General features: G+C 44.6%; 12 protein-coding genes. 4 read left to right on the forward strand and 8 right to left on the reverse strand.

Annotated features, from left to right (window positions below; genetic code table 11):
- Positions 1-279: 279 nt before the first annotated feature.
- Entirely contained in the window at positions 280-1,224 is a 945-nt protein-coding gene (locus LEP1GSC047_RS03555) for a hypothetical protein (RefSeq protein ID WP_010413786.1), read from the forward strand.
- A 49-nt stretch (positions 1,225-1,273) separates the two neighbouring features.
- Here LEP1GSC047_RS03555 and LEP1GSC047_RS03560 read toward each other — a convergent pair whose 3' ends face one another.
- From LEP1GSC047_RS03560 to LEP1GSC047_RS03590, 7 genes are read right to left on the reverse strand one after another with little or no spacing between them, the layout of a single operon-like run.
- Positions 1,274-4,378 (reverse strand): efflux RND transporter permease subunit, encoded by a 3,105-nt coding sequence (locus LEP1GSC047_RS03560; RefSeq protein ID WP_010413788.1) that lies wholly within the window; start codon positions 4,376-4,378, stop codon positions 1,274-1,276.
- A complete protein-coding gene (locus tag LEP1GSC047_RS03565; RefSeq protein WP_020988217.1) occupies positions 4,378-7,437 on the reverse strand; it encodes an efflux RND transporter permease subunit in 3,060 nt (1,019 codons plus the stop codon). The genes LEP1GSC047_RS03560 and LEP1GSC047_RS03565 overlap by 1 nt, the downstream gene beginning before the upstream one ends.
- Before the next feature lie 3 nt (positions 7,438-7,440).
- Positions 7,441-9,006, reverse strand: coding sequence for an Ig-like domain-containing domain (locus LEP1GSC047_RS03570; protein WP_010413794.1), 1,566 nt, complete (start codon positions 9,004-9,006; stop codon positions 7,441-7,443).
- Positions 9,003-10,601, reverse strand: coding sequence for an Ig-like domain-containing domain (locus LEP1GSC047_RS03575; RefSeq protein ID WP_010413796.1), 1,599 nt, complete (start codon positions 10,599-10,601; stop codon positions 9,003-9,005). Before LEP1GSC047_RS03575 ends, LEP1GSC047_RS03570 begins: the two co-directional genes overlap by 4 nt.
- Positions 10,598-11,203, reverse strand: a complete 606-nt coding sequence (locus tag LEP1GSC047_RS03580) for a tetratricopeptide repeat protein (RefSeq protein ID WP_010413798.1) — start codon at positions 11,201-11,203, stop codon at positions 10,598-10,600. The genes LEP1GSC047_RS03575 and LEP1GSC047_RS03580 overlap by 4 nt, the downstream gene beginning before the upstream one ends.
- A 60-nt stretch (positions 11,204-11,263) precedes the next feature.
- A complete protein-coding gene (locus LEP1GSC047_RS22030) occupies positions 11,264-11,908 on the reverse strand; it encodes a hypothetical protein (RefSeq protein WP_010413800.1) in 645 nt (214 codons plus the stop codon).
- 10 nt (positions 11,909-11,918) lie between these two features.
- Entirely contained in the window at positions 11,919-12,383 is a 465-nt protein-coding gene (locus LEP1GSC047_RS03590) for a tetratricopeptide repeat protein (protein WP_146036917.1), read from the reverse strand.
- A 183-nt stretch (positions 12,384-12,566) separates the two neighbouring features.
- On the opposite strand from LEP1GSC047_RS03590, the gene LEP1GSC047_RS03595 reads away from it, so the two are divergent.
- From LEP1GSC047_RS03595 to LEP1GSC047_RS03605, 3 genes are read left to right on the forward strand one after another with little or no spacing between them, the layout of a single operon-like run.
- Positions 12,567-13,232, forward strand: coding sequence for a lipoprotein (locus LEP1GSC047_RS03595; protein ID WP_010413804.1), 666 nt, complete (start codon positions 12,567-12,569; stop codon positions 13,230-13,232).
- A gap of 21 nt (positions 13,233-13,253) precedes the next feature.
- Positions 13,254-14,654: a TolC family protein gene (locus LEP1GSC047_RS03600; protein ID WP_010413806.1), complete on the forward strand. Its 1,401-nt coding sequence runs from the start codon at positions 13,254-13,256 to the stop codon at positions 14,652-14,654.
- A gap of 25 nt (positions 14,655-14,679) precedes the next feature.
- Positions 14,680-16,116, forward strand: coding sequence for an efflux RND transporter periplasmic adaptor subunit (locus tag LEP1GSC047_RS03605; protein ID WP_010413808.1), 1,437 nt, complete (start codon positions 14,680-14,682; stop codon positions 16,114-16,116).
- Here LEP1GSC047_RS03605 and LEP1GSC047_RS03610 read toward each other — a convergent pair.
- A complete protein-coding gene (locus tag LEP1GSC047_RS03610) occupies positions 16,094-16,423 on the reverse strand; it encodes a hypothetical protein (protein WP_010413811.1) in 330 nt (109 codons plus the stop codon). The genes LEP1GSC047_RS03605 and LEP1GSC047_RS03610 overlap by 23 nt on opposite strands.
- Between the last annotated feature and the right edge of the window lie 304 nt (positions 16,424-16,727).

Raw genomic sequence — 16,727 nt, forward strand, 5'->3', positions numbered from 1 at the left:
TTTAATGTAGCTACGGAATTCGGATCCGATTTTCTTTTCATGAAGGGATTTAGAAGTAAAGTTACTACTAGATTCTCCGAAAAGGCGTGTGGACAAAAAGGTCTTTCGCTCGGATAAAATCGACTTTCTTTCTCGTTCAGGCGAGTCCCTTTCGATTAAGAAGACGAGAAGAGTATGAATTTGCGCATGAAAATACATATTTCGCATATTATTATATAAAAAAATATAATTTTACAGAAAAAAAATGGTAAAATACTATTTTTTCTATATATTCTACATATGCTGAAATTGGAATTCGGTAAGTACGAGGCCTCGATGGAAGAAGAAAGCTTTCATAAGCTTTTCAACGGGGCGATTTTGAATCTATGCAACGAACTTCCCGCTTCATTGAGAACGGAAACTCTTCGTTTTTTAAAGGAATATTCGGGATGCGCGATATCCAATAATTTCGATTTTTTTAATAAATATAACGGTCCGTGTTATACGATTATCTATTGGATTAATGAGAGGGCTCATAATCTTTCCTGGGACGATCCTTGGTTGACTCTGCTTATTCAATCCCATTCGTCCGCTTTATTGCTCTATTCGCTTGACGATCATTTAGTCGATAAGTCCTTAAGGACATCGGGCACTCTGCTTCAATTGCGGACTCAGGCCTGGGAAAAATATTCCCAAGCGGGTAGACTATTCGATAAGGAAATTCATAAGGCTTCCCTCGTGCGAGAGGAATTTATCGATAAATATTTTCGCTCGATCCGCGATAACGGTTTTGCCGATACGTTGGAGGACTATTTAACTCGATTTCGTTCACAGATGGCCATTTGGTCTCTGCAACCTTATTTGCTGGCCAGGTCGTTTCTTTCTAGGGCGCAGGCAGAATCAGTTTTAAAAATGTACGAATCTTTCGGAATAGCATGGCGGCTCTTGGAGGATTATCGGGATTTGGGAAAAGATATCGAAAGCGGATCGGTCTCATCGATGATTTATTTTCTTCCCGAGAAGGTTCAGCTTGATTGGGGAAAACGGGCTCGCGTCGAAATATTCGCCTTGTTCGAGGAATCCAATTTGGATCAAAAAGTTTCCGACTTGACCAATTCTTACTTAAATGAAGCCGCCCAGATGGCTGCGAAGCTGCATTTGAAAGAATACGCGCATTGTTTATCGTCAATGAGATTGCCGATCGTGAATTTTTCGAGCGTAGAGCATAAAAACATAAAAACGTAATACTGATAGAAGGTTTTCCGGGAGGTCATGATAAAGTTCGTCTTTCATGTCAGCGGCTCGGAATTACCTCCGAGATATGAGTAGCGAGAAAAAGATCGTAAAATGTAAAAAAGACTAACGGAATCAGGAGGAGGGTGAGCAAGCAGGAGGCGCTTAAGCCGGCAATTACCGTCACCGCAAGAGGTTTCCACAATTGACTACCGTCTCCGTAATCGAATAAGGCCGGGAGCAAGCCGAGCACGGTCGTAAGAGTGGTGATCGAGATCGGCCGGAGTCTCTCCAGGCAGGAAATTACGATCATTTGTTCCATCGAATCATGGGCTTTGCCGTCCGATAGCTTAGAGAGAAACGTTTCGATCAATAGAATCGAATTGTTGACCACTATGCCGGATAGCATTACAAATCCTATATATACGGAAATATTTAAGCTTTGTCCGAATAGGAATAGGACGAGAATCGCGCCCGAAACCGCGAAAGGGACGCTTAAAATAATGATTGCCGGAGCTAGAAACGATTCGAATAGCGAGGCCAAGATGCAGTAAATTATAATAAACGATATTACGATCATCGCGATTAATTCCCCTTTGCTTTCCTTTAGTTTCTTGTAGCTACCCGTAATTTCGTAGTGGTAGTTTTCCGGAAAGGGGATTTTATTTAGAGCTTCCTCCATTTTGCCGACTGCCGTTCCGGTATCGATATCGCTCAATTTTGCGGTGACGCTGTACGTTCTTCTCTTATTCTTTCGATAAATTTTGGATTCGCTTTTTTCCTCCTTTACATCGGAAATTTCCGTTATCGGAATCCTGTAAACGCTTTCCTCCCGGTAAATAGGAAAAGTCCAGTCGTAGATCGATCGTTGGTCGGCTCTATACTCCTCTCCAAATCGGACTTTTATATCGATTTCGCGGTCTATATCATAAAATTTCGTAGGGATACTGCCAGTTACTCCCGTTTTTAGATAATTGGCGATTTGGTTTGCGTTTAATCCGGAACGTGCAGCTTTTACTTTATCTAAATATAAACTGATTTGATCTTTTCCTTCCTTGAATCGAAGCGCTACCTGTTGTATTCCTGGGATTTCCCCGATTTTTCGAGCGGATTCCTTCGCGAGTTCCTTAATTTTCTCTCCGTCATCGCCGATGATTTCGACGTCGACTTCTTTGGACGAATCTTCATCGCCGGCTTCGGTGTAGAAGACGAAGGCATCCTCCGCTTTGTCGCTGATCGACTTCAATTCTTCTATTAATTCGGCGGACGATTGATTTTTCCTTTCCGAAAGAGGTTTTAGCTGGATTAAGAAATCCGCATGCCATTTCTCCACTTTTGCGGAGACCTTGTCGACTGCAGGGTGTGCGACGATCAACTGTTCGACTTTCGAGACGATTCTATCCGTCGCGTCCAAATGGGTGCCGGTTTCCACTTCTACAGAGGCATTGATTTTTCCCGAATCGAGGGGATCCACATATTCTTGGCGCAAAAAAGGAACTAAAAGGAAAGGGAGTAACAATCCGGGGATAGCGAATACAAGGATTCGTTTTCTGTTTCGAATGGAATTTATTAAAATATTAGAATATACCTGGTAAGGATCGATTCGGATTTTTGCGGAAATTCCCGCGAATCTTGTCCCCTTCTTTGAGGAAAATCCCCTAGTAAGGTCCGGAAATTTTATGGGTGAATATCTCGATTCTCGGGATAATAGGATCCTAGACAACGTAGGCAAAAAGGTCAGGGCGACGACCAGGGATACTAAAAGAGAGACCGAAACCGTCACGGCAATGCCTCCGTAAAGATCGCGGATATCCTGGGAACTAAAGAAAATGGGAAGGAATACCGCGATACTCGTGAGAATGGATGCGAATAACTCCCGCGATAAGGAGGCGGCTGCCAAAACCGGATTCGAGGTCCGATATCCGGTCGTCTCTTTTAAGTGAAAAATTCTATCGATTACCACGATCGAACAATCCACGAGCATTCCCACACCTAGGGCGAGTCCGCATAACGAAAGTACGTTGATGCCAGTTCCTAGAAGATACATCGGACCGAAAGTAATTACGATGGATAAGGGAATTGATATCGCGACTAGAAAGGTCGAATAAACGTTTCGCAGGAATACAAAAAGGACAATCACGGCGATGATGCCGCCGGTCAAAGCGGAACTCATGACTCGTTCGATAGCGGACTCGATGGCAATCGATTGATCGTAATTGATCGTTTGACGAATATCGTCAAAGCGAATCGCGTTTAACTCCTTTTTAAGATCTTTGCATATTGCGAGAGTATTTGCGTCTCCGGCTTTCTGTACGTAGATGGATACTACTTCCTTTCCTGCGTCGCGGGATATGTTCTCTTTTTCCCGGTATCCATCCCTCACATCCGCAATGTCCCGTAGACGTACGATTCTTTCTTCCCTGGCGACAATCGGAATTAAATTCAGATCTTCGACTTTGCCGTGCTTTCCTAGGATTTTTACGGATCGCCAAACATTCCCATCTAGAACTTTTCCGGCAGGAAGGTCCACATTCGAAGCACGAATTTTCTCCAGCACCGTATCCAAGGAAATTCCGAGCATCAAGAGGCGGCCTTTGTGAATATCGATATTAATTTCTCTTTGATAACCGCCTCCCACCTGAATTTCGCTAACGCCGTCTATCCTTTCCAAACGCTTTTTATACTTGTTTTCCGCGAAATCCCTCAATTCCTTCAGCTTCCATTTATCGGATTCCAATTTTATTATAAAGACGGGTTTGTCGGTCGGATCGTATCTCAGAATAGTCGGTTCTTCCACTTCCCTCGGAAAGGAATTCCGAATTAAATCTATCTTAGACCTGATTTCGAGGGATCTATAGGAGACATTCGTTCCTCGCTGAAATACCACGTTTACTCTGGACTCTCCCTCTTCGGAAGAAGAGAATACAGATTCGATTCCCCCGACTCCGGCGATTTGTTCTTCGATAGGTTTAGTCAGAATTTCCTCGATTTTACCGGGCGAAATTCCGGGATATCTCGTTACTATCGTAACCGCCGGAGAAATCATTGCGGGCATCAGCGAGATCGGTAGTTTTCGAACGGATAATATTCCGAATATAACAAATCCAGAATACAGCATAAACACTGTTATCGGTTTTCGGAATGCCGATATTACCAAATTCTCCATTATTTCTTCGATCTTCTCAGGGCAAAATATGCTGATGGAATGATTGCGACCGAAAGTACGGTAGATGCCGTCAGGCCACCGATCACGGCGAGGGCCATCGGCTCTTGCGGAGAGTCTCCGCCTAAGGATAGTGCGGCAGGAAGTAATCCAAGTACCGTCGTGAGAGTCGTATTTAGGATCGTGTCGATCCTTCTGCGCACGGTAGAACGCAGGAGTTCCTCCTCATCGAGCGAAGCATTCCCTTGCATAAAAAATTCGATCAAAATAATCGCATTATTCACGACGAGGCCCGTTAGCATCACCATGCCCATACCGGAAATTATGCTAAGGGTGTTTTTAGTAAGGATGAGTAATGAAAGGGAGCCCACTCCCACCATAACGACGGAAAGCATTACGACTAACGGTAAGATTAAATTTTCGAACTGGGATGCCAGCGTCATATAAATAAGAAGAACTGCAAAGGCACCTGCCCAATAGAGAGCGGCGAATGATTTGGCCGATTCCTTTTGCAATTCGCCCGGCAGTACGGAGATGTCCTGTTTTTTTACATAGGACTTTGCTATATCGGCAATACCTTCCTCCAGCTTGTTTTCGGAAATTCCGGGATGCGAAACGGAAAGGATCGCGACTCTTCTCCCGTTCATTCTGGTTATTTTCCGGAGCGCGTTTGATGGTACTATATTCGCGAGGGTTCCGAGCAGGACGCTCTTTCCTGATTGCAATCGGATAGGGATCGCAGGAACCGAACGGAAACCGAAACGATCCGCTTCGCGAAAGCGGACTAAAACGTCGAATTCGAAATCGTTTTCCCTGAATTTGGTCGCTATGTCTCCTTTATAAGCCGATTTCAGCGCCGTAGCGATATCTTCCACCGTGAGGCCGAAGAACGACATTTTCTCCCGATCCAGTACGACTCTTAACTCCGGAGATTCTTCCCGTAAACTTGACTTCACTTCCGGGTTTCCGGGAATCGATCGTATTAATTTTTCGGAATGTATTGCGGTGTCCTTAATGATTTGTAGATCTTGGCCGGATATCTCCAGTGATATCCCCCCGTCGTTGGAGAATATGGTCGAAAGAACTCCTCCGGATAGTTTAGAGGAGATTTTTGCCCCGGAGTCCGATTCGATTTTTTCTATATGTGGTCGAAATGACTCCAGGAAATCCTTGGTTTTTCCGGAATCGAGTCTCACGAAGATCGAGGCTCGATTTAATCCGAAATCGCCTTGCGGATTCAGTACGATGTCCCTTTCCTCATAGCCTACTTTCGAAAAAGCTAATCCGACTTTCGATTCCGATCTAAGCGCGGCTCCGATCCGGTCGACGACGGAGACGGTGTATTCCAGGGAGGAGCCTTCGGGGGTGACGACGGAGAATTCCAATTCTCCTTGATCGATTTCAGGAAGGATTTCGGTCGGAATTAAGAAGCCGAGGAAAATCGTAAGAGGGACAAGGACAATGCAAATCAAGAACGTTCTGGATTTTTTTACATAAAAGAAAATTGATATTCTTTCGAAAAAACTTCTGATTGAATCGAGAGATCTTAACCGGAAGTCTTCGATTATTTTAGGAAAATCGTTTCCTTTCGGTCGAAAAAATTCGAACTGAGATAGAACCGGAACCAATGTGGATGACGTAAAGAACGAAGAGACCAACGAGAATGAGATCGTAAGCGCGAATTCCCTGAATATCTCCGCAGCCAAACCTTCCACAAAAACGATCGGCAAAAAAACGACACAGCTTGTTATGGTCGATCCAAAAATCGAAGTTAGAACTTCCTTGGTTCCTGATATGGATAAAGCGACCGGGTCTTCTCCGGCCTTTCGTCGGATTGAAATCGCTTCCAGTACTACGGTAGAAGAATCTACAACCATCCCGACGCCGATCGCGAGTCCGCCGAGGGACATCGTATTGATCGTAAGTCCGCATCCGTACATCAGTAGGAAGGTAGTCATGACGGATACGGGTACCGCGCTGATTACGATCGCGGGTTCCCGAAAATTTCCTAAAAAAAAACTTAAAACGAAATAACAAATGAAGATCGCGATAATCCCCGAGGAGGCTACCGAGAAGATGGAATCTTTGATGATGAGGGACTGATCGGAAACGATTTCGAAACTAATTTTATCTCCGAACTTCTCGGTAAGTTCCGCTACTAAGACGCGGACCTGCGAGGAAACTTGCACGGTGTTCTTACCGGCTTCTTTCTTTAGGATGAGAGAAACGACTTCTTCGTCCAAAATTTTAGAAATGCTGGTTCTCTCCTTATACGAGTCGGCGATCTCGGCCACATATTCGAGGTAGATCGGAATTCCGGCCTTTGAAACGCCGATGACCGTGCGCGGAATTTCATTTACGGAAGGAAATAAGCCGTCCGTTCGGATTTGAATTTCCTTGTCTCCTTCTCTAACGTTTCCTGCCGGGAATCCGAAATTATTGGCATTCAGTTGGTTGACGATATCCCGCATTCCTATGCCGAAGGATTCCAATTTTCCTTTATCTACGTTTACTTGAATTTGGCGTTCGAATCCTCCGGAGAGGGAGATCGCGGCAATACCGTCGACTCGCTCGAAATAAGGGATTATATTTCTACGTAAGAAGAATCTCACGTCGCTTAACGGAATCGACTTTGACCTTACCGCAATTTGCAGTACGGGAGCGCTATTCGGATCGAAGCGGATTACGATCGATTTTCTGACATCCTGAGGAAGAGATCCTTTTACAAGATCCAATTTCTCCCTAACCTGTATTAGGGCCTGGTCTATGTTCGTTCCCCAGCGGAATCTGACGGTAACTATGGAAACTCCTTCGATAGATTCGGATACGACTCGATCGATTCCGCCTACCGAGGCTAGAATTTCTTCGATAGGTTTCGTGACTAAAGTTTCGATTTCTCCCGGAGCTACGTTCGAATAGACCGTAACCACGGTTAACGTGGGGAAACTCACATCGGGCAGGAGCTCCATCTTGAGCTTTGATAGCCCGATCGCTCCGAATAGGATAAAAAGAAAAAAAGTCGTGATCGTAGTGACTTTTCGCTTAGCAAAATATTCGATCATCGACTAAGGAATTACTTTCAGACGAATGGTGTAATCGTTTTCCATATAGTTGCCGTACGAATCTTTTACGCCCGAAACTCCTCCCTTTACGGTGAAACTATACGTGGAGGGCGATTCGGCTAATGCGTACAAGGGGGTAAAGAATACGAATCGATCCGAAGGATAAACGGTATAATTGGTAGGAAGATTCAAATAGGGACTTCCCGAACTCGGACCGAAATCGAAGCGGAGAGAAAACTCCAAAGAAGATAAGACTATGTTTAAGTCGCGGGGATTTGAGGAAACGTCGCAGGACGCTTTTGTTGCCCCTCTGCAAAAATAAACGTAAATCGCTTTGCTGCCCGAGGAATAATAATTATAAAGAGGACCGCCCCCGCCGTCGTGAGTTAGATCGTTGATTAGTACTTCCGAAAGTGGAACCGTAAAAGCGTTCGTCGAATAGATTCCTTTGACGTGCAGAAAATTACTTCTTGGACCGTTGATTCTTAGATTGTATACATATTCTTTAATGAGAGGATTTCCCTCCATGTCTTGAATCGAAGGAGAGATTCGCAGTTGATAAATCCGGCCTATGGATAACTTTTCCAAAGGTTGGATGAGAAACGAAGTGTTTGTTCCTCCGGAGGTCTCGATCACCGAATACCCTACCGAAGGGGTAAACGATATTCCGTTTTGGAAGGAGGTCTTTCTTACGGGTTCGGAAAAAGTTAAGGAGAATGCATCGTCTTTTTCAAACCCGTCGATCACGGTGAATTCTTGCCCTAGAAAGGAGGAATTTACCGTGGTGGATAGAATCGAATTTAAGTACGGCTTCTCGAAATCGGAACCTACAGTAAAGGAAAAGCGATAGGTTTGTAAGAGGGAATTCCCGGATTGATCTTTGATGGAATTGGGAACACTTATAGAATACGTGGTACCAGTGGAGAGTCTTTGTTTTAAGGCAATATCGTAATAGGTAAAATCCGGAGAGACTGTGGAGCTTGCCAGATCCAATTCGACCGACGGGCTTATATTCATTTCGGTAAAGACCAGGCTAGAATTCATCGGTTTAGAGAAACGAATCCCGATACGAGTATCCGTACTAACGCCGATCGAGCCGTTACTCGGAAAAATATTGACAACCGTCGGTTCGGTAGTGTCCGGATTATAGTTGAATCGGATGACGAAGTCCCTTTCCAAATTGATTCCCGAAGCGTCTTCCGCCAAACTTTTGGATATGGTCAGGATATAATTTCCGCTTTGATTCAGGGGAGAAGAAGGATAAAAGAAGAGAACGTTATTGAACCATTCAAAACTCCCGCTGATTTGCGCGGTCGGACCTTTCAGAGAAAAGGCGGATTCCGTTCGAGTCTTGTGCATCGTTTTGGAAAATGATACCGATATGGGCATCATCGGATCTACGATCGTTTGCTCGTTTAAGGGCCAATTACCCGTGACCCTGGGAGGAGTCAAATCTCCGAGCAGGCCCAATTTAGGAAGGAAGTCTAAAGGACCTTTTCCGCTCTCGATCAGTTGACTACAGTGTAAAAGGAAGAAGCAGGCAAATAGGATTCTATTTTTCTTTTTCATAATGTTCCCCGTTCGAACAGGAAAATATAATCCTGGGGAAGACGGTTTTCATTCGTGTCTTTGATACCGGAAGCCCCGCCGCGTATAAGAATTTTGTATTGAATACCGGTTTCAATATTCTTGAGACCGAATTCGAATGTTCCCGTCGAGGTACATCCGTTCGGACCGTTATACTGTTTATAATAAGTGGAGGGAGATCCCGTACTTGGTCCTCCCGCAAAATAGGAAACTGAAATCTGATTGTAGATATCCCCGTCGCCGAATGTCTTTAGAGGACATCCCCCCGGCGCGGAGAAGGAGAGTTTGAATTTATAATCCATCAATGCACATCCTGTGGATAGGACATCGATTTTATAAACGCGGTCCGGATCCAAAGGAAGTGAAGGAACGTTTGCGTTGCCGTCCGCCGACTCGAGACAAGAGGAGGATACGGAATACCCGGTGATCGAATTCAATAGGATCGCGCCGCTGTCGACGATCCGATTTACGGTTAAGTCCACTATATAACCGTCGCGCAATGGTAAGCCGCCGATGGACTCGGCGTTTTGGGCGATCGTCATTCTATACGTGCGATCTTGATCCAAGCGGGCGGACGGGGTGAAGCGAAGGAGAGTCGGCGTGGCCCAAAGATATTGTCCGGCAATCGAGGGAACAAATTGAATTGCGGACTGGGTTTTTTCCCGATTCATTTCGCCGGAAAAGGCGAATTCGAAAAAATCGTTTTTTGAGATTCCCGAGATTTCATTCGTCTGAGGCGAGGGATTCAAGAGTCCGATCGGTACGCTATTCGGGACGGCTCTGAAATCGGTTAGATAGGGAGCGGATGAGATTGCACCGGTATAAAAAATGATCGCATAATCCCGATCCAGCGCGACGCCTTTAGAACTGCTTGCGTTTTTCGAGATGCGCAGGGTGTATGTCGTGGATAGTGCAAGATCCTTCGTTAACGTTAACGTGATTTTTTTCCCGTCAGGGCTCCATTGGCGAATGAATAATGCGGGGCCTCCTGAAAGGGTGATTGCATCGTTCGTTTTCGTCACATCCATGGATTCAGAAAAATTGATTTCAGGATTGGTATTTACGGAAACATTATAGGTGATCTGATTGATATTCGGCGGTTTCGTACCGGTCACATACGGACTCGGTCCGAAACCTTCCGTATAATAATTCGTTATAAAGTTTTCCTTTAAAAAGTTTCCTCGAATATCTTTGACGACACTGCGATTTAAGCGAATCTCGTATCGTTTCCCCGGAGTCATCCCGTTTCGAAAAATGATCCGGAGTCCGACATCCGAAACCCATTCGAATCGAACGTTATTATTTCCCCCCACGCTCAAAACCGTAATCCCCGATTCGACGGAATTTTTATCCATCGGTTGCGAGAATAATAGGGAAGCGTCCGAGTGAATCGAGATTTCCCTTTGGTCCAACCCGGGAGAGGCGAATGTTATACGCGGTGATTCGAATTCTCCCGTACTTGCCAGTCCGAGATGAGAGATACGATCGATCCATTTTTGCGGATCATTACCGCACCTGAAAAATAAAAAGGCGATCGATGAGACGGACACAATCGTAAGTAATCGAAATCGATTCATTTTTTTGCCTCGGCAAGAGAATTTCGTTCGATCGCTGCTTTTTCAGGAAGGCCCACCTCTTCATAAAGTTTTCCTAAATCACGATGTATTTTGTCGAAGCCTATCTTAATGTATTTCGCCCTATTATATTCGAGTAATGCTTCTCTTATCTTTCCTTCCGATTCCAGGATCTTAGCCAAATAATAGTGGGCTTCGAATTGATTTTCATCCGACTCGAGGACCGCTTCCAATTCCCGCTTTGCCAGTTCGTTCTTGCCGCCTTCCGCGAGATACACTCTGGCCCGCCAAAATCGTAGGGTTGCATTTCCCGGAAACCGATCCAATCCTTTGGAAAGGATCGTTTCGCTTTCCCGCATTTTACCTTGGAAATAGAAGGTCTTTCCTAACATTATATAGGCGGGCAAAAAGGAAGAATCCGTATCGATGACGTTCGTAAAGAACTCCGAGGATTTTTGCAATTCCCGATTTATGTAAGCCTTCTTTCCTTCTTGAAAGAGTTGAAGGACTGTCGCTTCGTCGGCCTTGCAACTCCAACTCCAGCCGATGGCAAGCGCACAAACGGATAAGACCACGCCTTGCCTTTTTGCAAGCGGACGAATCATCCGTTCCATTTCGTATCTTGGTTCAGGCTCCATGAATCACCAACAATTGAATTCTATTTTTTACTGTTTTAGAAGATCGTCGGAATATATTTCTTTTTGAATCAGCTTGATTCGATTCGCGGCTCTCATTTTTCCGACGATCACTTTCTTGCGATCTTCCGCGGCTTCCAAAAGAGCTTTTATCTTTATGGAAAGAGCGGAATTTCTAAGTTTTCTTTTTATCTCGTCGGGATTTTTTTCTTTTAGTAATTCCTTGTTTGCGGCATAATATTTTTCGAGTAAGGCTTCGTCGATTTCCGTATCGGATGCGTTTTCCAAAACTTTTAAGCGACCGGATTCCTTATCCAGATAATAGGAAATGACGGCTCTCCGTACGAACGGCCATAGATACCGATTCATCTCTCTGGAATCGATATCCGTCTTGGCGAGTGCTTCGTTTAAAAGTACGGTTTCTTCGGCATACGCTTCTAAAGCCCCCATCACTTCCTTCGGCTCCGGCAAATCGTATTTTCCCGCTAACACTTTTCTCTCGAATAAGAATTCTTCTCGAAATTTCTTTGCAGAATATTCGGTGCCGTTCAGGGAAAAAACGGGCGGAGACCCCTTTCGTTCGGAGATCCAAGCGTTGATCGTTTTGGATAGTTCCAATTTAGGGGAACAGGTCGTAAGGAAAAGTATGGAAAGGAATGATAATCGCTGGTACATGTTCCGCATTTTATCGAGTTATCTCCCTGATTTTTCCATGAGCATCCTTGATCTGCGCTCCGTATCGCAGAGGCTCGGCTAATTCAATGAATTTTTCGTAATATTCAATCGCTTCTTTACCCGATTTCAAAGAAGAAGCTACGATACCTGCATTATAAAATGCTTCGGGAAAATCGTTCGAAAATGCCTTTTTATAATTCTCGAGGGCGGCTTTACGCTTATTTAGTTTTTGGTATGAGACCCCTAGATTGAAGTAACCCATTTTATACTGAGGATCGATTTCCACACTTTTTGCAAAGAAAACGATCGCTTCCTCTACTCTTTCCTTTATTAATAGAGAAGCGCCTACGTTACTAGCATATTCCGGATTTTTCGGATCGAGTTGAACGGCTTCTAAAAAGTATTCTTTCGCTCCTTCGGAATTGCCATTCCGGAATTCGATGAGGCCTAACGTGTTTTTCTTCTCTGCATTCATGCGATTCTGATCAATACTATCGCAATTGAGAAGCAAGCAGACAAGTCCGATTGCAAAAGTTTCCTTATATTTAAAATATCTTTGCAATTTTTAGAGTGCCTTCAAATAGCTGTTAGAAACTTTACACATCCTGTCTGTGTCAAGAAATAAATAAAATATATAAAGAAAGCTACTTGGTACACTATGTATTCGAAATTGATATATTATTTTTTCATTTTTCCTTCATTCTCGGTTTTTTTAAATTGTTCTAGTCTTTTTGGGATATATTTCTCGGCCACGTCTACGATTCGATCTACGCCGGTGGATGGGAAAAGTCTGGTAGCTGGAGAACGAATTTTAGTTCTGCGATTCGTTTCTAAGTCGGCCAATCAGCCGAGCGTTTCTTCTTCCTTATTTTCCGATAATTTGACTCTCTTTCTTGAGATGGAGGGTTTTCAGACGATTCAGTCGGAAGAAGGTTTTTCTTCTAAGTCGACTGCATCCGCCGTTTCGAGCCTGCCTAACTCGTCCTCTCTTTCCTCCTTGGCAGATAAGGAAACCAAGTTGACGATCTCCGACTCGAATCAAAGACCGTTTCGATTCAATCCATTGCTTTCTTCCGAAGAGGCAAGGGAATTCTGCTCTTCGAAGCAGGCGGACTATGTCCTAGGCGGCTTTCTCTACGAATCTCAGGCAGGTGATGTTTTAAATCCGGTTTTTAGCTCTGGGATTATCGCAACGATCTATAATCGGAACGGAGTGCTCGTAAATCGATTTCAAGTCGCCGACGATCGGAAGATGGAGATTTTTTCCATTAATTCGGAAACGGCCCGTTTGCTTGCTAAAAAGATCGGCAAGATACTTAAGTAACAATTTCGATCGGATTCAGAGATGAAACGGCAAACGAGTCCTGTCCGAGAATGGATAATCCTACTTGGTCTTGTCTTTTTCTTTGGAGAGGAACTCTCCGCGGATTCTCTTGTTTTGGATATCGTCGGAGCCGAAAAGATCGGGATCGAGAGAAGTCCTGAAATCGGCCTGATCAGTTCTCAGCAACAGATTAAGCGGCTTCTGCTAAATGAAAGTTGGAGAGCCTATTTTCCGACGGCTACCGTTAGATGGGATCGTTCCTTGAACTATACCTCCAGTTCGGACGATAGTCGTAGCCAAAGAGTGACCTTAAATGTAGAGCAAATCATTTTTGACGGAGGTAGGCGCTCCCTTTCCCTGGACGCCGCCTTGAGCGATCTGGCACTTGCAAAATACGATCTACGCATCGCGCTAAACGATCTTAGGTTTAAAATTCGGTCGAAATTCTACGATATTTTAAGCCGGAAATCGAGAGTCGAGGTTCTGGAAAAATCGATTCATCGACAATCGGAACAGATCGCCATGAGCCGACGAGAATTGTCGTTGGGAGAGACGACTCAGATTAAAGTCATCGAATTACAAAATCGCTTAAACGAAATCAAGCTCCAATTCGAGACCGCAAAATTGGAATATAGTAATTTATTAGAAGATTTTAAAATTCAGTTGCGATTACCGGGGGATACGGATTTGGACCTCAAGGGGGATTTGCTCTCTTCGGTAAAATTCTCCTTTGCGGAGTTGAAGGAGGAAAATCTATTTTCTCTCGCTCAAAAATTTCGAGTGGACTTCGATCGGGTAAAAACGAAGGAACTACAAACATACTCTCAGTATCAATATGCGAAGTCGTTTTATATTCCGACGGTTTCCTTAGGCGGTTTTTACGGATATTCCGGTCAGGAATATCCTCCGCGTCAGCCGGAATGGGGTTTGAATTTTAGACTCTCCATGCTTTTGGGTCCGAACCAGATTCAGGATAGTTCCAATTTCGTTTCCAGGCGGGAAGATACGGAACGTTCCTTATCCTCATCTACGTCGATCTCGCTTTACGATCAACTCAGCTATAAACGTCAGATCGTATCCACCGGAATCGAAGCGTACCAGGCTAAGATCGCTAGAAAGCAGTTGGACGACATCGTTCTTTCGCAAGTCAGAAAAAGTCTAAAAAATCTTAGGATTAGCTGGGACGCGATGAATCAGGCGGACGAGAATATCTCCATTTTTGAAAAGAGAATCCAGATCGTCGAGCTACAGGTCAAGTTGGGCGAAGCGACCCGTCCTCAACTTGCGGAAACCGAGATTCGATATCTCGAGGCTAAAAACGCGCAAATCGCCGCGCGACTCAGATACATGAATTCCATCGCCGAGCTCGAACTTGCAACCGGTTTGAATCTGGACGATTTGCGCTTGGTAGAGATATTATAAAATTAGAATAGACTGGTTTTCGAATATGATGCATTGTTTTCAATTCTCCTCCGTTTTACGATGGTGGATTAGTTTCTTTTTCCTTTGGGTCCTTTGCTGCAATAAGGATAAGAAGCCGATCGAGGACGAACCCTTGGAATCCAAGATTCGTTTGGAGCAGGTCAGGCTTTCGGATTCGAGCCGGAACCTGAAAGTGTTCGGATCCGTTTCTTTCTTTAAAAAAGCGGAGATTACATCCAAGGTCTTGGGAAGAATCGAAACATATTTTAAGGAAGAGGGGGAATTTGTTTCCGCAGGGGATGTTCTCGCGAAAATGGAAACACTTAGTTTGGAAATTCAACTTTCCAAGGATCTTGCAAGTTTGGAAGTGCAGTCCCGCCAGAGGGATCTCGCTCAGGCGAAATTGACGATGGCAAGGCAAAGAGTGGACCGCGAATTGGCAAATATCGAAAAAGCCGAGGCGGATGTCACGGACGCTAGAGAAATCCGTAATAATTTACGTCGTAGTGCGGAAAATAAAAAGAAACTCTTCGAAGCAGGAGCCGTATCCGAAACCGAATTGAAATCCATAGAGACGTCATTAAATTCTTCTAATATATCTTTATTCAAAGCGGAAAAGAATCTAGAGAGTTTAAAGCTGGGTTACAGGAAGGAGGATCTAAAAAAGGCCAATATTCCTATTCCGAAAACCGAATCGGAATTGAGGGAAGCGTTTATTCGTCTGAATACGATGATTGAAGGCGCGGAATTGGATATGTCCGAAGCCAATTTGAAGGCGACGAAGAAGAATATCGAGGCCACCGAGTTACTCTTAAAGGAAGCCCGGATTAAATCTCCGATCAAAGGGATTATCGCGACTCGGATGAAGGGTCAGGGCGAAGCGGTTAAGGAAGGTGAGGCGTTGTACGTGGTCGTGGATACGAGTAAAGTGATTTTGAAATTTAACGTAACGGAATCGGATTTATGGAAACTCAAAAAGGATCAAACGGTGAAATTCACTTTAGACGCGTATCCGGATCGGAATTTTGTGGGATTCGTTCATATCATTTCGCCTTTGGTGGATCCTCAGACAAGAACCGTAGAGGTGAAGGTCTTGTCGGAAAACGCTAATTTTTCCTTGAAACCCGGAATGTTCACTCGAGGAGAAATCCTGCAGGAAGATGATAAAAAGAGAACGTTTCAAATTCCCGCCTCGGCCTTATCCAAGCAAGTGGAGAAACGGGGCGTCGCTTGGGTTGCGGATGCGGAAGGCAGGCTATTTCCAAAATCCGTAGATGTTATTCGGGTAACAGGAAACGATCTGGAAGTGACGGGTCCTTTACAAGAGGGAGCTTGGATCGCCGTCACCGAGCTGGAAAAAATTTCCGAGGGACAGGTCGCGAAGCTTCCGAAAGAGAAATCACCGGATTCAAAAAAGGGAACGGTTCCGGAAACTCAGGTTAGGGAAAATTCGAACAATTGACTAGAATATCCAGAACGTCTCTTCCGGAAATGCTCCCTACTCCATTCGGGACCACGCAATTTTTTCCTATCGGTTGACTCAGGACGTTCACGGAATACGGATTTTGGTTGGGGTAGGTTGCGGGAAACCGGAATACTCCATTGATATTGATTTGAAGAACATCCACATTATTGTTTTGCAAGAGTAACACACTGGAAAGTGAAAGTCCATTGACCTGTCCTCCTACATAATATCGTCCCGATTCGGAATTGCCATTCCCCTCGATCCCCGCCTGTTGTGAAAGAAGGGAAAAAAATCGAGACCGCATTTCTTCCTCACGAATATCCTTGGGCGGGCCGCAGTAGACAGAGGACAGAAGCAGAAGACAGAAGACAGAGGACTGAGGACAGAACATAGGTAAGCAGAATTTCCATAGTCTAAAGAAAGATTTTTGCATTATAGTAGATTCTTTCTCCTACCCCAGCATTTCCAACATCTAGCAGCTTCGTTCAGAGGACAGAAGACAGAGGACAGAACATTGGTGATCGGAGATTCCATGTTCTATAGAAAGATTTTTATGCTAAGAGTGGATTGTCCTCCGTCCTCAGTCCTCTGAAAGCGAGCGCGTCTGT

The sequence above is a fragment of the Leptospira inadai serovar Lyme str. 10 genome, from assembly GCF_000243675.2.
In the GTDB taxonomy this organism is placed as follows: domain Bacteria; phylum Spirochaetota; class Leptospiria; order Leptospirales; family Leptospiraceae; genus Leptospira_B; species Leptospira_B inadai.